This window comes from Mycobacterium sp. NAZ190054, from assembly GCF_001545925.1.
Lineage (GTDB): Bacteria > Actinomycetota > Actinomycetes > Mycobacteriales > Mycobacteriaceae > Mycobacterium.
In genome coordinates this window covers 1-20,868 of the sequence record NZ_LMVQ01000567.1, presented here as the reverse complement: position 1 = coordinate 20,868, position 20,868 = coordinate 1, and the positions used below count along the sequence as shown (strand labels likewise).

Below are 20,868 nucleotides of genomic sequence, written 5' to 3'. Positions count from 1 at the left end.
CAAGCAGTGGCCGAGGTTCGTGCGCACGGCAACCGCGCTGCCACGCACCGAGACCTTCAAGGTCCTCAAACGCCGGCTCTCCGCCGAGGGCATCGACTGCGCCGACCCGGTCCACCCGATCAGCCGGCCATGACGATCCGTCGCGACGACATCGCCACCATGCTGCTCGACCGGGTCGGCGACCAGCGCCTCGGACTGCGCACCCGCGAGCGGGACTGGACGTGGGACGACGTGGTCCGGGAATCGGCGACCCGCGCGTCGCTGGCGGATGCGCTGCGCGCCGATGAATCCGGCGCGCTGCATGTCGGCGTGCTGCTGGAAAACGTGCCGGACTTCGTGTTCTGGCTCGGTGGTGCCGCACTGGCCGGCGCCACCGTCGTCGGGCTGAACCCGACCCGCGGGCCGGACGGGCTGGCCGCCGAGATCCGGCACGCCGACTGCGATCTGATCGTCACCGACTCGGCGGGCGCGCGACGGTTGCGCGGCCTCGACCACGGGGTGGCAGCCGAGCGGGTGTTGCGCGTGGACGAGCCCGGGTACGAATCTCTGCTGCGGGCGCACCGGTCCGAGCCCGCCGCGGCTCCGGGCGTGGGCGCCGATTCGCTGCTGCTGCTGTTGTTCACATCGGGTACCACCGGATCGTCGAAGGCGGTCAAGTGCAGCCAGGGCCGCCTGGCCCGGATCGCGTACGCCGCCACCGACAAGTTCGGCCATCACCGCGACGACGTCGACTACTGCTGCATGCCGCTGTTCCACGGCAACGCGATCATGGCGCTGTGGGCGCCGGCCCTGGCCAACGGGGCCACGGTGTGTCTGACCCCGACGTTCTCGGCGTCCCGGTTCCTGCCCGACGTGCGGTATTTCGGTGCGACCTTCTTCACCTACGTCGGTAAGGCGCTGGCCTATCTGATGGCCACCGTGGAGGCGCCCGACGACGCCGACAATCCGCTGCAGCGCGGCTTCGGCACCGAGGCCTCGCCCGAGGACCAGAAGGAGTTCCGGCGCCGGTTCGGCGCGGAGCTGTTCGAGGGTTACGGCTCCAGTGAGGGCGGCACGGTGGCCAGGCCCGACCCGGCGGCCCCGCCTTCCGCGCTCGGCCGGCCCGCGCACGCCGACGTCGCGGTCGTCGACCCGGAGACGATGAAGCCCTGTGCCACAGCGGTTCTCGGCCCGCAGGGCCGGGTGCTCAACCCGGACGCGGCCATCGGCGAGATCGTCGACCGGCGCGGCGCCCGCGATTTCGAGGGCTACTACAAGAACGACGCCGCCGACGCCGAGCGGGTGCGCAACGGCTGGTACTGGTCCGGTGACCTGGGCTATATCGACGGCGACGGGTTCCTCTACTTCGCGGGCCGGCGCGGCGACTGGTTGCGCGTCGACGGCGAGAACACCTCCACGCTGACGATCGAACGGGTGCTTCGCCGCCATCCCCGCGTCATCGCCGCGGCGGTGTACGGCGTCCCCGACCCGCGCTCGGGCGACCAGGTGATGGCGGCCGTGGAGGTCGCCGATCCGCACTCCTTCGACGTCGACGAGTTCGCCGCGTTCTTGTCGCGCCAGGACGATCTCGGCGCCAAGGGTTTCCCGAGGCTGCTGCGGGTTTCGGCGAAGCTGCCGGCCACCGGCTCGAACAAGGTGCTCAAACGGGAGTTGCAGTCGCAACGGTGGCACACCGGCGACGCGGTCTACCGGTGGGCCGGCCGCGGGCGGCCGTCCTACCGGCTGATGACCGACGCCGACCGCGCCGGTCTCGACGCGGAGTTCGCGACGCATGGAAGGAGTCACCATGCCAGCCTGGGATGAGACCACCGACGTGCTGGTGGCCGGGTCAGGTGCGGGCGGAGTCACCGGCGCGTACACCGCGGCCCGGGAAGGCCTGGACGTGATCCTGGTGGAGGCGACCGACAAGTTCGGCGGGACCACCGCGTACTCGGGCGGCGGCGGAATGTGGTTCCCGTGCAACCCGGTACTGGTCCGGGCCGGGGCCGATGACACCCTCGACGACGCCGTCGCCTACTACACCGCGGTGGTCGGTGACCGGACACCGCGTGCCCTGCAGGAGACCTACGTCCGCGGCGGCGCACCACTGATCGAGTACCTGGAATCCGATGAGCTGCTGAAGTTCTCGCTGCTGCCCTGGCCTGACTACTTCGGAAACGTCCCGAAGGCCCGCGCCGACGGCATGCGCCACATCTCGGCCAAACCGTTCAAGGTGGCCGCCGCTCCGCAGTTGCGCGAACTCGTCCGCGGACCGCTGGACTCCGACCGGCTCGGTCACCCGCAGCCCGACGACTACTTCGTCGGCGGGCGCGCGTTGATCGCCCGGTTCCTCGCCGCCACGGCCCGCTTTCCGCACGCGTCGGCCCGGCTGAACACCGCGCTGACCGAGCTCGTCGTCCGGGACGGCGCAGTCGTGGGCGCGATCGTCGAAACCGGCGGGCAGCGCCGGGCCATCCGCGCGCGTCGCGGAGTGCTGCTGGCCGCAGGAGGTTTCGAGCGTAACGACGAGATGCGGGCCCGCCACGGCGTACCCGGAACATCGCGGGACACCATGGGGCCGTGGGGAAATCGCGGCCTGGCCCATCTGGCCGGCATCGCCGCCGGCGCCGACGTCGACCTGATGGATCAGGCGTGGTGGTCGCCGGGACTGACCCACCCCGACGGTACGTCGGCGTTCGCACTGTGGTTCACCGGCGGGATCTTCGTCGACGATCAGGGCAGGCGTTTCGTCAACGAATCCGCAGCCTATGACCGCTTGGGCCGCGCGGTACTCGACGCGATGACCGCCGGCACTGTCACACTGCCGTTCTGGATGATCTACGACGACCGCGACGGGCTCGTACCGCCGGTGAAGGCGACCAACGTCTCGATGGCAGACCCTGAGGAGTATGTCGCGGCCGGCCTGTGGCGCACCGCCGACAGCCTCGTGGAGCTGGCTGTTGCGATCGGGGTGCCGCCGGACAACCTGGTCGAGACGGTGGCGAGGTTCAACGGGTTCGTCCGCGAGGGCCGCGACAGGGACTTCGGCCGCGGCGACGAACCGTACGATCGCGCGTTCTCCGGAGGTGCGCCACCGCTGTATCCGATCGAGAGGGGTCCGTTCCACGCGGCCGCGTTCGGGGTGTCGGATCTGGGCACCAAGGGCGGGTTGCGTACCGATACCGCTGCGCGGGTACTCGATCGGACGGACAATGTGATTCCCGGACTGTACGCGGCGGGCAACACCATGGCCGCGCCCAGCGGCACCACCTATCCGGGGGGCGGTAACCCGATCGGCACCAGCATGGTGTTCAGCCACTTGGCCGTGCTGCACATGGCAGGAGGTCCTCTATGACCGAGCATTCACACGGTGCCGTCCGTGAGATCGACACCGGCACGGTCATGACCCGTTTCGCCCGGGGCTGGCACTGCCTCGGGCTGGCGGATGCGTTCCGTGACGGGAAACCACACGGCATCAACGCCTTCGGCACCCTGCTGGTCGTGTTCGCCGATTCGAAGGGCGAGCTGAAGGTGCTCGACGGCTACTGCCGGCACATGGGCGGCAACCTGGCCCAGGGCACCGTCAAGGGTGACGAGGTGGCCTGCCCGTTCCACGACTGGCGCTGGGGCGGCGACGGCAGGTGCAAGCTGGTCCCCTACGCCAAACGCACCCCGCGCCTGGCCCGCACCCGCTCCTGGCAGACCACCGAGGTGAACGGACAGCTGCTGGTGTGGCACGACCCCGAGTGCTCGGCGGCGCCGGCCGAGCTGATCCCGCCCACGATCGAGGGTTACGACGAGGGTCGCTGGTCGCCGTGGCAGTGGAGTTCGGTGCTGATCGAGGGTGCGCATTGCCGCGAGATCGTCGACAACAACGTCGACATGGCGCACTTCTTCTACATCCACCACGCCTACCCCACCTACTTCAAGAACGTCATCGAGGGGCACACCGCCAGCCAGTTCATGGAGTCCAAGCCCCGCCCCGATTTCGTCGCCAATCCGGAAAAGCTCTGGGAGGGAACGTATCTACGCTCCGAGGCGACGTACTTCGGACCGGCGTACATGATCAACTGGCTGCACAACGACCTCGCGCCGGACTTCACGGTCGAGGTGGCGCTGATCAACTGCCACTACCCCGTGACCCACAACTCGTTCATGTTGCAGTGGGGCGTGGCCGTCCAGGCGATGCCCAGCCTGCCGGCCGAGAACGCCGCCAAACTGGCCGCGGCGATGAGCAGGTCCTTCGGGGAGGGCTTCCTCGAAGACGTCGAGATCTGGAAGAACAAGTCACCGATCGAGAACCCGCTGCTGACCGAGGAGGACGGACCGGTCTACCAGCACCGCCGCTGGTACCAGCAGTTCTACGTCGACGCGGCCGACGTCACCGCCGACATGACCGACCGCTACGAGCAGGAAGTCGACACCACCCACGCCTACGACCTGTGGCAGCAGGAGGTCGAGCAGAACATGGCGGCCAGGAAGTAGTGGGCTACCGCGAGTTTCCGGCGCCTGCGCCACTGCATGACCTGGCGGAATGCGTGTGGGTCGGGGAGGGGGCGCGCCGTGCCCGGATCCTTCCGGACGGTTGCATGGACCTCATCGAGATGGACGGCACGGTGATGATCGCCGGGCCCGACACTTCCGCGTTCATCTCCGAGCAGCACTGCCCCGTCGCCACCGGCATCCGGTTCCGGCCGGGCGCGCTGCCCCGTCTGCTCGGCGTCCCGGCCGGCGAGTTCCGCGGGGCGCGTGTCGCCCTGGATGCTGTGCGACCGGACGCCGCGGCCGGCTCGGTGCAGGCGGCGGCGGCGCGACTGGTGCGCGGCGCAGCGACGAGAGAGACCGCGCCGTGGCCGCTGGCTCAGCTGACGCACGTCACCACGCGCTTCGCAGCCGGCGCGTCGGTGCAGTCGGTGGCCGATGAGATGGGTTGGTCGGCGCGGAATCTGCAGCGTCAGAGCTTCGCGGTCTACGGCTACGGTCCCGCGACGCTGCGCCGGATACTGCGTTTCCGGCGGGCGGTCGACCTGCTGCGCACCGGACGGTCGGTGGCCGACACCGCGCACGCCGTGGGTTACGCCGACCAGGCGCACCTGTCGCGGCAGGTGCGCGAGCTCGCCGGAGTCACGGCCGGTCAGCTCGCCTGCGAGGCGAACAGGTCCACCGACGTCCCGTCCGGGTCGAGCACCGTCCCATAGCGCTGTCCCCACGGCGCGTCGAACGGCTCCAGCGCGCCGTGGTGGCTGGCCGCCGTGAGCCGCGCGAACATCGCGTCGACGTCGGCCGGCGAGTCGAACCCGAAGGCGAGCACCACCCTCCCCGACGACGTCGGAGGAGTCCATCCGGGATGCATGCCGGCGATGGTGTCCTCGGTGTCGAACAGCAGGCGGTTGCCGCCGGGCAGTTCCACTAACACGTGCGTGGCGTCGGTGTCGGGGATGTCGAGGCCGAGCAACCGGTAGAACTCCAGCGAGCGCGCCAGGTCGGCGGCGACGATCTCGACAGCGGCGGAGGCGGGTCGGATGTCCATGCCGACGACGCTAGTCAACCGTCGCACGTGTCGTCATGAACGAATCGGACACGCGGCCGGCTCAGGCTTCGCGGATGCCGTCCAGCCGCTCGGTGGCCTCCTCGAACCCGCTCACCAGTTCGGCGATGATGTCGGCGACGGAACGGATCTCGTTCATCCGTCCCACGATCTGACCGACCGGCATCGCCACGGTGGTCGGATCGGTCGACTCGCTCATCCGCTGGTGGGCCTCGCTCACCAGGATGTTCTGCAGCGGCATCGGCAGCGGTTCGGGTGCGCCTTCGGCGTCCCACGCATCGGTCCAGCGGCTCTTGAGCAGCCGGGCCGGCTTGCCGGTGTAGATGCGCCTGCGCACGGTGTCGGCGGAGGTGGCCTTGAGCATGGCCTCCTGGATCACCGATCGGCCCGACTCCAGCCGCACGCCGAGGTCGTACTCGGCCGAGGTCAGGAACGCCGACCCCATCCACACGCCCTGCGCGCCGAGCGCCAGCGCGGCGGCCACCTGCCGGCCGGTGCCGATGCCGCCGGCGGCCAGCACCGGGGCCTTGCCGTCGAGCGCGTCGACGATCTCGGGCCAGAGCACCATGGAGCCGATCTCACCCGTGTGTCCACCCGCTTCGTGGCCCTGCGCGACGACGATGTCGACGCCGTTCTCCACGTGGCGCAGCGCGTGCTTCGGCGATCCGGCCAGCGCGGCGACGGGAACACCGGCGGCGTGGACCTGGTCGATGACGTCCTTGGGAGGTGAACCCAGAGCGTTGGCGATCAACTTGATCGGGTGCTTGAGCGCGACCTCGACGTGGCTGCGCGCCACCGAATGCAGCCATCCCAGAACACCTTCGGAGCGCTCCTCATCCTCGGGCAGCGGCGGGACGCCGAGGTCGGCGAGCGTCTTGTCGACGAACTCGCGGTGCTCGGCGGGGATGAGCTTGTTGATGTCCACCGAGGTGCCCTCGGTGGGGATCTTGGCCGGCATCACGACATCGACGCCGTACGGCTTGCCGTCGGTGTTGGCGTCCATCCACTGCAGGACGTTCTCGAGGTCGTCGGCGTCGTTGAACCGCACGCAGCCCAGCACCCCGAGGCCGCCGGCCTTGCTGACCGCCGCGGCGACCTTCTCCGACGGCGTGAAGACGAAGATCGGGTATTCGATGCCGAAGCGATCGCAGAGTTCAGTTCGCATGCTGTTGGGCTCCCACGTGGTTGGCGTGCACTTCGTCGGCCGGCCGCTCCTCGGTGGTGTCCTTGGCCCAGCGGTAATCCGGCTTGCCCGCCGGCGACCGTTTCACCTCGTCGACGAACCACAGGCTGCGCGGCACCTTGTAGCCCGCGATCTCCTTGCGCACGAACGCGTCGAGCTCGGCCAGCGACGGGCGGGCGCCGTCGCGCGGCTGGATGACCGCGGCGACGTGCTGACCGAAGCGCGGGTCGGGCACGCCGACCACCAGCGCGTCGAACACGTCCGGGTGACCCTTGAGCGCGGCCTCGACCTCTTCGGGGTAGATCTTCTCGCCGCCGGAGTTGATCGAGACCGAACCTCGGCCCAGCATCGTCACGGTGCCGTCGGCCTCGACTTCGGCGTAGTCACCCGGAATCGCGTACCGCACACCGTTGTAGGTCCGGAACGTCTCGGCGGTCTTCTTCTCGTCCTTGAAGTAGCCGACCGGGATGTGCCCGCACTTGGCGATGATGCCGCGCTTGCCCGACCCGGGCTCGATCTCGTTGCCGTCCTCGTCGAGCACCTTGGTGTTCTTGTCGATGGTGACGCGCGGGCCGCCGGTGTGCGACTCCCCCTTGGCCACGATGCTGGTGCCGCCGAAGCCGGTCTCCGACGATCCGATCGAGTCGGTGATGATCCGGTTGGGCAGCAGCTCGAGGAATTTCTCCTTGATGCTGGTGGAGAACAGCGCCGCGGTGCTGGCGAGCAGGAACAGCGACGACAGGTCGTAGGTGTTGCCCTCCTCCTGGTGCGCGAGCAGCGCGTCCAGCAGCGGCCTGCCCATCGCGTCACCGGTGAAGAACAGCAGGTTGACCTTGTGCTTCTCGATGGTGCGCCAGACCTCGTCGGGATCGAACTCGGGCACCAGCACGGTCGTGTGCCCGGAGAACAGCGCCATCCAGGTCGCCGACTGGGTGGCACCGTGGATCATCGGCGGGATCGGGTAGCGCACCATCGGCGGGTTCTCCACCGCCTGCTTGGCCAGGCCGTACTCGTCGGCGATCGGCTCGCCGGTGGCGAAATCGGTGCCGCCGAACAGGACCCGGTAGATGTCCTCGTGGCGCCACATCACGCCCTTCGGGAATCCGGTGGTGCCCCCGGTGTAGAGCAGGTAGATGTCGTCCTCGCTGCGGGGGCCGAAGTCGCGCTCGGGCGAGCCCTGGGCCAGCGCGGCTTCGAACTCCACGCCGCCATAGCGCTGGTAGTCGTCGTCAGACCCGTCCTCGACGACGAGGACGGTCTTGACGTTCGGCGTCTCGGGCAGCACGTTGGCCACCCGGTCGGCGTAGCGGCGCTCGTGCACCAGCGCGACCATGTCCGAGTTGTCGAACAGGTACTTCAACTCGCCTTCGACGTAGCGGAAGTTGACGTTGACCAGGATGGCTCCGGCCTTGATGATGCCGAGCATCGCGATCACGATCTCGATGCGGTTGCGGCAGTACAGGCCGACCTTGTCGTCCTTCTTGATGCCCTGGTCGAGCAGATAGTGCGCGAACCGGTTGGCCTTGTCCTCCAACTCGGCATAGGTCAGCGTGTCGTCGCCTGAGATCAGGGCGACGCGGTCAGGCACGGCGTCGATGGCGTGCTCGGCGAGATCGGCGATGTTCAGGGCCACGGCTCTAAACTAGAACGTGTTACATTTCCAGACAAGTCGCTGTCTTCGACGAGGAAAGGCGGACACCTGTGAGTTCACCCGAGAAAGGCCCCGACGCCGTCGTTGAGCAGCGCGGACACACCTTGATCGTGACCCTGAACCGGCCGGAGGCGCGCAACGCGCTGTCCACTGAGATGCTCTCGATCATGGTGGACGCGTGGAACCGCGTCGACGACGATCCCGAGATCCGCACCTGCATCCTGACCGGCGCCGGCGGCTACTTCTGCTCCGGCATGGACCTCAAGGCCGCGTCGAACAAGCCGCCGGGTGACTCGTTCAAGGACGGCAGCTACGACCCGTCGAAGATCGAGGGCCTGCTCAAGGGGCGCCGGCTGAAGAAGCCGCTGATCGCCGCCGTCGAGGGTCCCGCCATCGCCGGTGGCACGGAGATCCTGCAGGGCACCGACATCCGTGTCGCGGGCGAGAGCGCGAGATTCGGTATCTCGGAAGCGAAGTGGAGCCTGTACCCGATGGGCGGGTCGGCGGTGCGGCTGCCCCGCCAGATCCCGTACACCATCGCGTGCGACCTGCTGCTGACCGGGCGCCACATCACCGCGGCCGAGGCCAAGGAGTACGGCCTGATCGGCTATGTCGTTCCGGACGGCACCGCGCTGGAGAAGGCGCTCGAGATCGCCGAGGTGATCAACAACAACGGGCCGCTGGCGGTGCAGGCGATCCTGAAGACCATCCGCGAGGCCGAGGGGCTGCACGAGGAAGAGGCGTTCAAGCCCGACACCGCCAACGGCATCCCGGTCTTCTTGAGCGAGGACGCCAAGGAAGGCCCGCGCGCGTTCAAGGAGAAGCGCGCCCCCAACTTCCAGATGAAGTGACCCCCCTCCCCCGCCGAAATGGCATTCCAGCAGAAGAAGATCGAGAAGGGCCCTGCTGGAATGCAATCTCGCGGGGCTCGGCGTCAGGCGGCGTTCCGGCCGGCCTCCCAGAGCGCGTCGATGGCGGCCTCGCCGTCCGCGAGGCTCTGCGCCGCCAGAGGCTTGAGCCCGGCCATCGCGGGATTGGTTTCGGCCATGGTGAGTTCCACGACGACGAAGCGTGGTCGCAGACCCGTCAGCGAGACTCCATGGGTCAACCAGGTCTGGGCGTGGTCCCAGCCTTCGCGCGGCGTTCCGGGGCCGTAGCCACCGCCGCGGGTCTCGATGGCCACCAGTTCGGTTCCGCCCAGCAGGCCGTCACCGGTGCTCTCGTCGATCGACAAGCCGGGCGCGACGATGTGGTCGACCCAGGCCTTGACGGTGCTGGGTGGTCCGAAGTTGTACAACGGCAGGCCGAGCAGCACGGTGTCGGCGGCCTTGACCTCGTCGACCAGCTCGGCGCTGAGCGCCGCGGAGGTCCGCGGATCGAGGTGAGGCAGCGGGTGAGCGGCCAGGTCGCGATAGGTCACGATCCCGCCGGGGTGGGCCTCCAACCAGCGTTCGGCGGCGCGGGCCGTCAGCCGGCGACTGACCGACACGTCCCCCTGTACCGATGAATCGAGGTGCAGAAGACGAGACACCATTACTCCTCCATAGATGGTTTGTGGTTCACAAACCATCTATACCAGATTGGCGACTCTCCTATTCCCGTACGCTTGCGCAGGTGAGCGAGGGCGTGCAACGGGACCAGCTGCTGGGTCCCCTGCTGGATCTGCTCGCCCGTCGGCTGCGTGGCGCCGCGGAAGTCGAGTTGGCCGCTTTCCAGCTGCGCCCGCGCCACGTCGTCGGCTTGACGTTGTTACGTGATTTCGGCGAGCACAGCCAAGCCGGCCTCGCCGAGGCGCTCGGCATCGACCCGACGAACGTGGTGGCCCTGCTCAACGAGCTGGAGTCGACAGGCCTGGTCGAGCGACGACGGTCGCCGGCGGACCGACGACGGCACACGGTCGTGCTGACACCGGAGGGCGCCGATCGACTGGCCGAGATCGAGAACGCGCTGGCCGGACTGGAACAGCGGCTGTTCTCAGCCCTGGGCATCGACGAGCAGGCCACACTGCACCGACTGCTGCAACGAGCCGCGGCCGTCACCGGAGGCGGTCCGGAAGTCCCGGCAGAGGGGTGCGCTGAAGACCAAAGGTGCTAAGCCTGAACCGATTTCGACGGGGTGAACACCACCGGCATCGATTCCAGGCCGCTGACGAAGTTCGCCGAGCGCAGCGGCAGCATGTTCTCGTCGGCCAGACCGAAACCCGACTGCCTGGGTTTTCGGTCGATCGATGTACCCCCGCCGTCGCTGATCACAGTCACAGCGGCGCCCCGAGCCTCGCGAAGGTGCTCCGAAAGTAGAGCAGCGGGCGCTGTTCGCGAGCCTCGTGGAGCCCCGTCACCCGCGCGACGACGAGGTAATGGTCGCCGACGATCTGCTCGTCGACGATCGTGCATTCGACCGCGGCCACTGTTCCGGACAACAGGGGCGCACCGTTTCCCGCCGGCTGCCACGCAACGCCTGAGAACTTGTCGGCGCCGCTGCGGGCGAACTGGCGCCCTAGCGGATGCTGTTCCTCTGCAAGGATATTGACGACGATATCGCCAGTTTTCCTCAAGTGGGGATAGGTCGTCGATGTCAATTGCGGTGAGAACACGATCAGCGGCGGGTTCAGCGACAACGAGAAGAACGACTGACACGTCATGCCGAACGGACGCTGGTTCTCCATCCCGGTGACCACCGTGATTCCCGAGCAGAATCCGCCAACGACCCCCCGAAGCCGGTCGGCGTCGATGGCCGCTGCCGGAGCGGCGGACGTGCGCGCGTCGGTCGTTCCCGCGGCTTTCCTTCGAACGGCCAAGAGGTTCCGCAGGACAGCCGCGTGGTCGTCCACCCACCGGGCCACGATCTGGTTCAGCTCGTCCATCCGGTCGGCTACGAAGTACAGCCCCCGGGTATGCACGCCGGCTCCCAACTCGACCAGAAGCGGTCGCAGCGAGGATTCCACCGCCAGAGCGTGCAGTTCGGAGGCGCCGGTCATGACCGGCACGGCGATGACGTCGGCCAGGCCGTTCGTCGGGTACCGGTCGAGGAACGCCTTCAGCAGCCCGGTGTAGGTGGCCTTGTACGTCGGTGAGGCCACCAGCACAAGATCTGAGGCGGCTACCTGCGCGTTGAGCTCGACGATCTCCTCATCGTCTTGCACGAAAAGCCTGTCGGCCACGGTGGCGAGGTCGATGTCTCGCACCACAACGTCGTCGAACGGCGCGACGATGGAGTCGGCGAGCGCGTGGGCCACCGCGCGGGTACGGGACTGCGGTTTTGGATTGCCGGTGACGACGGCGATCTGCATGTGCTCACTTTCTGCAGCAAGATTCGTGAAGACTGCATGCCAGCCGGTGGTGTCGGGCTCGGCGGGTATCGTCCCTATCGCTGGCTGCGGTCTGTCGGCCGCGCCAGACCGAGGTGGTCACGCAGGGTGGCGCCCTCGTACTCGATGCGGAAGAGGCCACGGCGCTGAAGCTCAGGAACTAGCTGCTCGGCGATGTCGTCCATTGCCCCCGGGCTGTAGGCGATCTGGAGATTGAATCCGTCGCAGGCGTCTTCGTGGAACCATCGCTCCATCTCATCGGCCACTTGCTCAGGCGTACCGATGGAGATCTTGTGTCCGATGGACCGCGTCACCGACAGCATCAGTTCGCGAAGTGTCTTGCGCTCATCGACCGCGAGCTTGTGCAAGCCTTCGTAGCGACTGCGCATCGCCTCGTTTTCGTCGACATCGGGAATCAAGTCGAGCGGGACGGGTTCGTCGAGATCGAGGCCGGAGAAGTCAATGCCGGGCATGTAGTTCCCCAACTTGATCAGGCCGGTCTCGACGTCGATGTAACTGCCGAGTTCATCGAAAAGCCGCTGAGCCTCCTCCTCAGTAGAGCCGAGGACGGGCATCAGCCCCGGAAGTACTTTCGGCGCCGGCTTGCCGAGTCCAGCGCAGAGCTTGCCCATCTCACCGTAGAACTGCTGCGCCTTGGCGAGGTCGTTCTGCGCAGTGAAGACGACTTCAGCATGGTGAGCAGCGAAGGCCATGCCCTCCTTCGAGGAGCCGGCTTGAACGAGCACCGGCCAGCCCTGCGGGGAGCGCGGCAGGTGAGCGGGACCGTCGACACGGTAGTACTCGCCGTGGTGGTCGATACGGTGGATACGCTCTGGGCGTACCCAGAAACCTGAAGCGGCGTCGTTGACGACGGCGTCGTCGTCCCAGCTGTCCCAGAGCGCCTTGACGACCTCCATGTACTCGTAGGCACGCCGGTAACGCTCGTCGTGCGGGGGCAGCTCGACACCGAAGTTGTGTTGACCGCCCGTGGAGGTGACGATGTTCCAGCCTGCGCGGCCGCGGCTGATGTGATCGATCGAGCCGAGGTAGCGGGACAGGTTGAACGGCTCGGTGAAAGTTGTGGACAGAGTGCCGATCAGCCCGATCCGCTCGGTGACCATTGCCAGCGCCGCCATCATGGTGACCGGCTCGAGTTCGGTCTGCCGGGGTGCCTTGCGAACGGTGCTGTCGACTCCGAGTGAGTCGGCGATGAAGACGGCATCGATCTTCGCCCGTTCGGCTACGCGCGTCATATCGGCGGCGACGTCGATGCTCAACAGTTCGTCAGAGCGGCTGCCCGGGCGACGCCAGCTGCCGGAGTGGTAGCCGGCCGTGGACAGAAAGACGTTGAGGTGCATCATCTTTGCTCCAGGGGTTACGTTCATTTTTATCCAATCTCCCTCTGTCGAGCCGTGTTCGGCGGTTGGCGATGAATGACGCACGAGGCGGCATGGGTCAAGCGGTCGGCGCCGGGACGTTGGGGTGACTCAAGCTCCTCGATCCGGACAGTGCGACAGGCCTCCACCATGTCCGGACATCGGGTGTGGAACGGGCATCCGCTGGGCAGGCGCTTGGGCGAGGGGATCTCGCCGTTCAGCACGTTGAATCGCTGGCCGTTACCCGCCGGCTCTATGCGCAGCTGCGCGGCGAGAAGTGCTTTGGTGTAGGGATGCCGCGGTCGAGTCATCACTTCGTCGACCGGCCCTGCTTCAACCACGCGTCCGAGATACATGACGGCGACCCGATCGGCGATCTCACTGACTCGAGCCAGATCGTGGGAAATGAAGACGTAGGCGACATTCCGCTCTGCCCGCAGGCGGTTCATCAGGTCGACAACTTGGGCCTGGATCGACACGTCCAGCGCTGAAAGCGCTTCGTCCGCGATCACCACCTGCGGGCTAATGGACATGGCACGTGCGATCGCAACGCGCTGCTTCTGACCGCCCGAGAGCTGATCGGGCAGCCGGTGATAGTACGACGCCGACAGGCTCACCGAGTCCAGCACCTCGCCAACCCGTCGTCTGACATCCCGGCGAGTTGCCAGGCCGTGCAGCATCATGGTCTCGCCGACGATCCGCCCGACCGTCTTGCGTGGGTTCAACGAGGCGCCGGGGTCCTGGAACACCGCCTGCACACTGCGCCGATAGTGGCGTCGCGACTCCTTGGAAAGTCTGCCGATATCGTCACCTTCGAAGCGCACCGCTCCCTCCACCGGCTGCACAAGTCCCAGCAGGGCTTTGGCGAGCGTGCTCTTACCGCTGCCGCTTTCACCGACGATCCCGACCGTCTCACCCCGGAAAACCTGGAGGTTGACGCCGTTGATCGCATGAACGACAGACTCTTTTCTGAAGCGCGATCGCCCGAACTCGCAGCGCAGATCGACGGCCTCGAGGATCGGTACGGTCGAGGCCGGGTCTTGCTCGGCGAGATGAGCAGCAGTCGCGGCGTCGGGTGACGGTGCGGTGTTCATCTGGGACCTCCGATCTCGGTGAGGCCGCTTCCGTCCCGACGGGCGGCCAACAACTCACGCGTGTAGTCGCTCTCTGGGTTCTGGAACACCGATGCCAGCTCGCCGGACTCGACGACTTCACCGCCGCGCATGACATACACGCGGTCGCACATGCTGGCCACCAAGCCGAGATCGTGGGTGATGAGCAAGATGGCGAGGTTCTCCTCTTCCCGCAGCCGCATCAGCGTGTTCAGAACCTGCGCCTGAACGGTCGCGTCGAGGGCGGTGGTGGGCTCATCGGCGATGAGAAGTCTCGGCTCCAATGCGAGTGCGAGCGCGATCATGACCCGCTGTCGTTGCCCCCCGGAGAGCTCGTGGGGGTAGCGGCGGGCGATCCCCAGCGCTGACGGCAACTCGACCTTGGCCAGCAGTTCGTCGACGCGCGCCTTCCGCTCGGCCTTGGACAGCCCTGGTGGCAGCCCACCTGCAATCTGGGCGCCGATCCGCATGGTCGGGTTGAGGTGATTGAGCGGCTCCTGGAACACCATCGAGATGCGCCCCCGGCGGAACCGGGCCAGCGCGGACTCCGACATCGACAGCACCTCCTGGCCGTCGAGCCGGACGTCGCCCCCGATCTGGCTGATGCTCACCGGTGGAAGCAGCCGGGTCACCATTCGGGCCAACGTGGACTTGCCGGACCCCGATTCGCCCACCACGCCAACACACTCGCCGGCCGCAACGGTCACGCTCACGCCGTTGACCGCCTTCACCTGGGTGCCGTGCGCGTCGAACCACACGCGCAGGTCGTCGACTTCAAGCAACGGTGCAGGCTCGCCGTGAGGCAAAAGGATCGGCTTCTCGGTAACCTTCGCAGACGGTTTGAGCCGGCGGAGCAGCACCCGCGCTCGTTGCTTGGCCGCGGCCGCCGAGCCGCGTGGACTCATCGCGCGGTTCAGCCCGTCGGCGATCAGGTTGAACCCGAGGACCATCAGGACGATCGCCAGGCCGGGGAGAATGCTGAGCCACGGCGCGACGGGCAGATAGGGCTGGGCGATGTTGAGCATCTGCCCCCAGCTGCCGGCGTTGGGGTCGCCGACGCCGATGAAGCTTAGGCCGGCCTCCACCAGGATCGAGCCACCGACGCCGAGCGCCGCTTGGACGATCAACGGCGGGATCGCGTTGGGTATGACATCGGAGAAGAGGATGTGCGCCGGTCCGAAACCGCTGGTGCGGGCCAGGTTCACAAAATCCCGGTCGCGCAGCGACATCACCTGCCCCCGCATGATCCGAGCCTCGTTCGGCCAGGTGGTGACTCCGATGACGATGACGACGAGCATCAGGCTGCCACCCCAGAGTGCCGCCATCACCAAGGCCACGATCAGCGCGGGAAGTACCTGGAACAGTTCGGCGACGCGCATGAGCACGGTGTCGATACGTCCACCGAAATAGCCTGCGACAGCTCCTATCAGGATTCCGATTGTCGTCGAAGCCAGCGCTCCAAGTATGCCGACATACACCGATGCACGACTTCCGTAGATGAGCTGACTGAGCACATCTCTACCGAGATTGTCTGTGCCGAGCAGGAATCGATCACCCGCCGGTTCGAGTGGCGCACCCACGATGAGCGTGGGGTCGTATGGTGCGATCCAATCCGCGGCCACCGCCATCCCGCAGAAGATCACAACGAGGATCAGGCCGACGATCGAAGTCGGCTGACGGAAGAATCTAAACCAGGCGCGCTGACTCAACGCACGCGAGCCGATGTCAGGGGCCGGCACAGTTGTCGCGTCAGCCACGGCGGATCCTCGGGTCGGCGATACGGTAGGTGATGTCGACGAGTACGTTGGCGGCGAGCACCAGAACAGCGATGACCAGGACGACACCCAGGATCGTCTGGGTGTCACGCCGCAACACGGCTTCCTCCAGCAGCAGCCCCATGCCGGGCCAGCCGAAGATCTTCTCGATGAGCAGAGCACCGGCCAGCGCCTGGCCGAATCGGTATCCGATGACGGTGATCGCCGGGAGGCTGGCGTTTCGTAGCACGTGCCTGAGCACGATCCGGCGCCGGGACAGACCTTGGAGCTCGGCAGTGGTGATGTAGTCCATCGCGAGGACGTCGAATGTCGACTGCCGCATGATCCGCGCGATCGAAGCGAATTCGAGGACGCACAGTGCGGTCACAGGTAACACCAGATGCCACAGCGAATCTGCGAAAAGTTGCAAACCCTCGACCCCGTAGCTATGCAGGCCGGAGGCGGGGAACCACTGGAGCTTGACGGCGAACAGCAGTACCAGGATCTGCCCCAGCCAGAACCCAGGCACCGCGAAGGCGACCAACACCGTCGTGTTGATGGCGGCGTCCGCTCCCCGCCGGGAGATGACGGCACTCACCAGGCCGACAAGAATGCCGAGCAGCGCCCCGACTGCCATGCCGCTGAGGACCAGGATCAGTGTCGCCGGCAGCCTCGATCCGATCAGCGTGGTCACGTCGGCGCTCGACGCGTAGGAGTAGCCGAGGTTGCCCTGGAGCAACTGTCCGAGATAGGCGAGGAACTGTTGCCAGAAGCTCGCGTCGAGGCTGTATGTCTCGATGACCGCCTGCCGATAGGCATCGGGCACGGGGTAGTCGCCCACGAACGCGCTGACCGGGTCACCGGGTGCGAAGTTCATCAGAGCGAACAGCACGAAGAGTATTGCGAGCAGGGTGGGGACCACCAGTAGCAGCCGTAAGCCGGCCTGGCCTCGCATCATTCCTCCAAAGTTGATTCAGAACCGGTGGTTACGACGCTTTCAGCAGTCGGGTCGAGCCCTAGGATCGACGCTGGGGTCGTCGATCCGAGGCCCGAGCGTCTGACGCCTCGTGTTCGTCGTTCAGCCGGCGAAATGCGCGATTGCCCAATCCGGGCGCCCCGCGCCGACGGCGAACTGCTCCTCCAGGCCACCGATCCGAGCGCTGGCGTAGCCGGCATCCTGCCGGTTCACCAGAGCCAGCGCGGGCACGTCGTCCATGATGATCTGAGTCGCCTTCTCGTAGGCCGCAGCCCGTTCCTCGACCGATCGCGCCGCGTCGGCCTCCCGGAACGCCGCCTCTAGTTCCTGGTTGCAGTAGCGCGACGCGTTACCCGAAGTCTGTCCCACCTGTTCGCAGGTGTAGGCACGGTGCACGCCGAGCGCGGGGTCGAAGAAGCTGGTGTAGGTAGTGGCGAACAGATCGAAATCACCCTGGTGGTAGACCGCCTCATTGCGGCTTTCGTTGTCCGGCTGGCTTATGTCCAGGCGGATACCGAGCGGCGCGAGCTGCGAGACCATGATGTTGGCGAGCGAAGTGAACTCGTCTCCTTGATTAGCGGTGAACCGCAAGGTCATTCGTGTGCCGTCGGAGCCTGCGGGGAAGCCTGCATCATCGAGTAGGGCCTTCGCCTTTTCGATGTCGCGTGGGTAGGCGCTGTCCCAGGTGAGATCCTGCGATGCGAGCTCGCTGAACACCGCCGGTAGCACCGTGGTCGACGCCACGCCCTGCCCGGGGAAGGCCGTCTGGTTGATCTGCTCGCGATCGACGGCGGTAGCGATCGCCTTGCGCACCCGTAGGTCGGAAGTCGGCCCCTCCTCCGCGTTGAAGAAGAGGAGAACGGTGTTCACATCGCCGATGTCAGTCAGCTTGACCACGTTCGGATCGGAGTCGAGCAATGAGAGCTGTGCGGTGGGGAGCTCGTCGAGTGGCGCCCAGCCGATCTCACCGCGGCGGAGCCCGGCGATGCGTGCCGAATCGTCAGGGAGGACCTGGAAGGTCACCTCGTCGAATTTCGGCTCGTCAGCAACCCAGTAATCGGGGTTCTTCTCGAAAGTGATGCGCTGACCACGATCCCAACTGACGAACTTGTACGGACCGGTACCGACTGGTGCGACGTTGGCGGGGTTGCTCGCGATGTCCGTGCCGGAATACAGATGCGCGGGCAGGATGCCGGTCACGGCACGGGACAAACCGACCATGATGGCGGCGTAAGGCTCGGTCAGCTTCACCACGACGGTGTGGTCGTCGATCTTCTCAGCACCCTGCACATACTCGGCGAATCGAGCCGCAGTGGGCGCGAACTGCAGCGCCTCGTTGATGGTGTAGACGACATCGTCCGCTGTGAACGGCGTACCGTCGTGCCAGTTGACGTCGTCCCGCAATCGGAATGTGTATTCCGTTGCATCGTCGCTGATCTCCCAAGATTCTGCGAGCTGCGGAACCGGCTGCAGACTGGCATCGAGATCAACCAAACCTTCTGCCCAGAGCGGAGCCATGTCGAGCATGCCCACGTCCACCGAGAGATTGGGGTTCAGGTTCGGCGGGTCTGCTCGCAGTGCCAATTGGAGAGTGCCACCCGCAGACGGCTCACCCGACCCGCCCGGCGCACCACCCGATCCTCCACATGCCGTGGTGGTTGCGAGAACAACGACCGCCACTGCGGCGATCAACTTGCTCTTCATCACAAGCGTTCCTTCCTGAAAGGTGCCGCAGAAGGCACTTACTCACCAAACTTGTATGACCACAACACAACTCAGCTTTTGAGCAGCGAGGACAACCTCGGACGCTTCGGTACAAGTACCTCCGGCGGTAGGAAGAACTGCCGCGGAAACAAAGATCTACACCCACTCGCCGCCTTGCAACCATATTGAACGCGCTGCTGAGGCATGTCCGCGCCGGTAACACGATCGTCCCCGACTCGCCAACAGGAATTCAATATGTTTGAAAGGATAGGGCCATAGCGCCTGCATCGCAAGGGTTGGGAAGGTATGGGTTCAACTAAGCGCTACAAGCGAAACCGGCTGGGGGTCCATAGATGTCGACGTCTGTATGTGGAATGCGAGCACACGCTTTCTGCAGGTTCACCATGCGCTGTCAGAGGAGCAGAGATGCAGAACTTCACAGCCCAGTTGTAACGAGAACGCCCATCAGCGCAACATGGATTTAACGGCCCCGTGACAACAATTCACTTTAATTGAAACAGCTGATAGGAACTGACGAGGGAGTGATGAACGCCGATGCAATGATTCGATTCCCAACCACAGTGCCGTCGACCGGGTCGCCGGCCATGGCATGACCGGCCCTGCTTGCCACGTCTGGCCCACCGCGGATTCCGTGCCGGTCTTCAGCGACGACCGAACTGCTCCCCTTGTCGGAAATTCTCAGTAGGCGTGTCTTTTTCAACGGCCTGGGGTATCACTGTGCACGTAGCCCATGCCCGATTTGGGCGGCCAGTCTCTCCGCGCACGAATGGAGTAGAGGCACAGCTCGTGCCACCATGTCGTCGGTAAGGCGCGTGATAGGACCCGAGATCGACATCGCAATGTCCGCCAACTCGGGCGTGGGGATCGTCACGGCGACGCAACGAACTCCCAACTCTTGCTCTTGCTCGTCGAGCGCGTAGCCCCTTTCGCGAATCGCTCGCAGCTCCTCGAACAATGCGGGGGCGGTGGTGATCGTGTACCGCGTCAAAGGCGCAAAACCGCAGTTGCGTATGGCCGACCGGGCCGCCTCGTCGCCAAGCTGCGCCAGCAGAGCTTTTCCCACGCCCGTGCTGTACAGGTCGACCCGACGTCCGACCTCGGTGAAGGTACGCATCATGTTGCGAGAGGGAACCTGCGCTACATACTGAGCCTGATCACCCACCAGTATCGCGAGATTTGCGGTCTCCCCTAACTCCTCGACCAACTCTCCGAGGATCTGGTGTGCGTCGGCGCCCACGACCCGGTGCGCAGCGTTACCGAGTTGCACAAGCCGAAGTCCAAGCACATAACTTCGGTCGCCGAGCTGGCGGAGATAGCCCCGGTCGACGAGAGTCCGACACACGCGGTGCGCCGTTGGACGGGCAAGTCCGCTCTGGTCCGCGATGAACGCGAGAGTGACGCTTGACCCGGCGTGGGCTACCAGCTCAAGGATGTCGAGAGCGCGATGTACCGTCTGGGCACCTTGGCCGGAACGTCCGTCATTGGAGGGTGTAGTTGGCGCCGTTGACATTTGACACCTTCCTGCAGTCATAATAGTTCCGTTAATTGATCACACTATTCCATTATTTGGAATTCCAGGAAGGCCCGCATGACTTCCATCTTCGACATCGGGGGCCTCAAGGTTTCCGCAGAGCTGTTTGAGTTCGTCCGTAACGAGGCACTGCCGGGAACCGGGGTGGATGAGGGGGAGTTCTGGGAGGGTGCGGCCGCCATCGTCGGCGATCTTGCACCGAGAGTCCGGCAGCTTGTCGCACGCCGCGAGTCCCTGCAGACGCAGATCGACCGGTACCACGCAGATCGCACACATTCGACGAACGATCCAGAGGCCTACGAATACTTCCTTCGCGCAATCGGATACCTGGTCGACGAGCCTACGGATTTCTGCATCACCACACACGGTGCCGACGCCGAACTGACCACCACTTCGGGACCTCAGCTCGTCGTCCCGTTACTCAACGCCCGTTTCGCCGTCAACGCCGCCAATGCCCGGTGGGGCTCCCTCTACGACGCGCTCTACGGCACGGATGCTGTTGACGAGAGCGACGGGCGGACCCGCACATCCTCCTACAACATGGTCCGCGGCGCCGCCGTGATCGCCCGCGCGCGTGCCTTCCTCGACGAGACCTTCCCGCTGGACTCGGCTTCACACACCGACGTCACGGCGTACGCCGTCCGGGACGGCGCTCTGGTCGCCGAGACCGCGTTCGGCTGCACCGGCCTCGCCGACCCGCGCCAACTGGTCGGATACCAGGGCGCC

Annotated in this window: 17 protein-coding genes and 3 pseudogenes; 7 read left to right on the top strand and 13 right to left on the bottom strand. The window is 66.0% G+C overall.

Annotation, left to right across the window (positions count from 1 at the left end):
- Window positions 1–129: 129 nt before the first annotated feature.
- The 4 genes from ASJ79_RS28125 to ASJ79_RS28110 are packed head-to-tail and all read left to right on the top strand — an operon-like array spanning window position 130 to window position 5,177.
- Window positions 130–1,803, top strand: coding sequence for an AMP-binding protein (locus ASJ79_RS28125; RefSeq protein ID WP_067962410.1), 1,674 nt, complete (start codon window positions 130–132; stop codon window positions 1,801–1,803).
- Window positions 1,787–3,334 (top strand): FAD-binding protein, encoded by a 1,548-nt coding sequence (locus ASJ79_RS28120; protein WP_082754112.1) that lies wholly within the window; start codon window positions 1,787–1,789, stop codon window positions 3,332–3,334. Before ASJ79_RS28125 ends, ASJ79_RS28120 begins: the two co-directional genes overlap by 17 nt.
- Window positions 3,331–4,464 carry a Rieske 2Fe-2S domain-containing protein gene (locus ASJ79_RS28115; RefSeq protein ID WP_067962406.1) on the top strand — a complete coding sequence of 378 codons (1,134 nt, stop codon included), beginning with the start codon at window positions 3,331–3,333 and terminating at the stop codon, window positions 4,462–4,464. The genes ASJ79_RS28120 and ASJ79_RS28115 overlap by 4 nt, the downstream gene beginning before the upstream one ends.
- A complete protein-coding gene (locus tag ASJ79_RS28110; protein ID WP_369803785.1) occupies window positions 4,422–5,177 on the top strand; it encodes a helix-turn-helix domain-containing protein in 756 nt (251 codons plus the stop codon). Before ASJ79_RS28115 ends, ASJ79_RS28110 begins: the two co-directional genes overlap by 43 nt.
- Here ASJ79_RS28110 and ASJ79_RS28105 read toward each other — a convergent pair.
- From ASJ79_RS28105 to ASJ79_RS28095, 3 genes are all read right to left on the bottom strand, one after another.
- Window positions 5,114–5,509, bottom strand: a complete 396-nt coding sequence (locus tag ASJ79_RS28105) for a VOC family protein (RefSeq protein WP_067962400.1) — start codon at window positions 5,507–5,509, stop codon at window positions 5,114–5,116. The two genes, ASJ79_RS28110 and ASJ79_RS28105, sit on opposite strands and share 64 nt — an antisense overlap.
- A 61-nt stretch (window positions 5,510–5,570) precedes the next feature.
- Window positions 5,571–6,692, bottom strand: a complete 1,122-nt coding sequence (locus ASJ79_RS28100; protein ID WP_067962392.1) for a nitronate monooxygenase family protein — start codon at window positions 6,690–6,692, stop codon at window positions 5,571–5,573.
- On the bottom strand, window positions 6,682–8,343 hold the full coding sequence (locus ASJ79_RS28095) for an acyl-CoA synthetase (RefSeq protein ID WP_067962389.1): 1,662 nt from the start codon (window positions 8,341–8,343) through the stop codon (window positions 6,682–6,684). The genes ASJ79_RS28100 and ASJ79_RS28095 overlap by 11 nt, the downstream gene beginning before the upstream one ends.
- A 68-nt stretch (window positions 8,344–8,411) precedes the next feature.
- Here ASJ79_RS28095 and ASJ79_RS28090 point away from each other — a divergent pair, with 68 nt between their 5' ends.
- Window positions 8,412–9,212: a crotonase/enoyl-CoA hydratase family protein gene (locus ASJ79_RS28090; protein WP_067962387.1), complete on the top strand. Its 801-nt coding sequence runs from the start codon at window positions 8,412–8,414 to the stop codon at window positions 9,210–9,212.
- Between the two features lie 83 nt (window positions 9,213–9,295).
- Here ASJ79_RS28090 and ASJ79_RS28085 read toward each other — a convergent pair whose 3' ends face one another.
- Window positions 9,296–9,895, bottom strand: a complete 600-nt coding sequence (locus ASJ79_RS28085) for an FMN-dependent NADH-azoreductase (RefSeq protein ID WP_231751073.1) — start codon at window positions 9,893–9,895, stop codon at window positions 9,296–9,298.
- 80 nt (window positions 9,896–9,975) lie between these two features.
- Here ASJ79_RS28085 and ASJ79_RS28080 point away from each other — a divergent pair, with 80 nt between their 5' ends.
- Window positions 9,976–10,455, top strand: coding sequence for a MarR family winged helix-turn-helix transcriptional regulator (locus ASJ79_RS28080; RefSeq protein WP_067962384.1), 480 nt, complete (start codon window positions 9,976–9,978; stop codon window positions 10,453–10,455).
- On the opposite strand, the pseudogene ASJ79_RS34585 reads toward ASJ79_RS28080, so the two are convergent.
- The 9 genes and pseudogenes from ASJ79_RS34585 to ASJ79_RS35295 all read right to left on the bottom strand — a co-directional run.
- Window positions 10,452–10,553 (bottom strand): annotated as a pseudogene (locus ASJ79_RS34585) (hypothetical protein); the annotation flags it as partial. The gene ASJ79_RS28080 and the pseudogene ASJ79_RS34585 overlap by 4 nt on opposite strands.
- A gap of 62 nt (window positions 10,554–10,615) precedes the next feature.
- On the bottom strand, window positions 10,616–11,650 hold the full coding sequence (locus ASJ79_RS34580; protein ID WP_231751072.1) for a flavin reductase: 1,035 nt from the start codon (window positions 11,648–11,650) through the stop codon (window positions 10,616–10,618).
- Window positions 11,651–11,724: 74 nt separating this feature from the next.
- On the bottom strand, window positions 11,725–13,029 hold the full coding sequence (locus tag ASJ79_RS28065) for an LLM class flavin-dependent oxidoreductase (protein ID WP_067962381.1): 1,305 nt from the start codon (window positions 13,027–13,029) through the stop codon (window positions 11,725–11,727).
- Between the two features lie 26 nt (window positions 13,030–13,055).
- Window positions 13,056–14,138: an ABC transporter ATP-binding protein gene (locus tag ASJ79_RS28060; protein WP_067962378.1), complete on the bottom strand. Its 1,083-nt coding sequence runs from the start codon at window positions 14,136–14,138 to the stop codon at window positions 13,056–13,058.
- The gene (locus ASJ79_RS28055; protein WP_197420408.1) at window positions 14,135–15,913 is read right to left on the bottom strand and encodes a dipeptide/oligopeptide/nickel ABC transporter permease/ATP-binding protein; all 1,779 of its coding nucleotides are present in this window, start codon (window positions 15,911–15,913) and stop codon (window positions 14,135–14,137) included. The genes ASJ79_RS28060 and ASJ79_RS28055 overlap by 4 nt, the downstream gene beginning before the upstream one ends.
- Entirely contained in the window at window positions 15,906–16,865 is a 960-nt protein-coding gene (locus tag ASJ79_RS28050) for an ABC transporter permease (protein WP_197420407.1), read from the bottom strand. Before ASJ79_RS28050 ends, ASJ79_RS28055 begins: the two co-directional genes overlap by 8 nt.
- A 123-nt stretch (window positions 16,866–16,988) precedes the next feature.
- Window positions 16,989–18,590 (bottom strand): ABC transporter substrate-binding protein, encoded by a 1,602-nt coding sequence (locus ASJ79_RS28045; protein ID WP_082754109.1) that lies wholly within the window; start codon window positions 18,588–18,590, stop codon window positions 16,989–16,991.
- 733 nt (window positions 18,591–19,323) lie between these two features.
- A complete protein-coding gene (locus ASJ79_RS28040; RefSeq protein ID WP_231751071.1) occupies window positions 19,324–19,848 on the bottom strand; it encodes an IclR family transcriptional regulator in 525 nt (174 codons plus the stop codon).
- A gap of 75 nt (window positions 19,849–19,923) precedes the next feature.
- Window positions 19,924–20,121 (bottom strand): annotated as a pseudogene (locus tag ASJ79_RS35295) (helix-turn-helix domain-containing protein); the annotation flags it as partial.
- Between the two features lie 78 nt (window positions 20,122–20,199).
- Here ASJ79_RS35295 and ASJ79_RS28035 point away from each other — a divergent pair.
- Window positions 20,200–20,868, top strand: a pseudogene (locus ASJ79_RS28035) (malate synthase G); the annotation flags it as partial.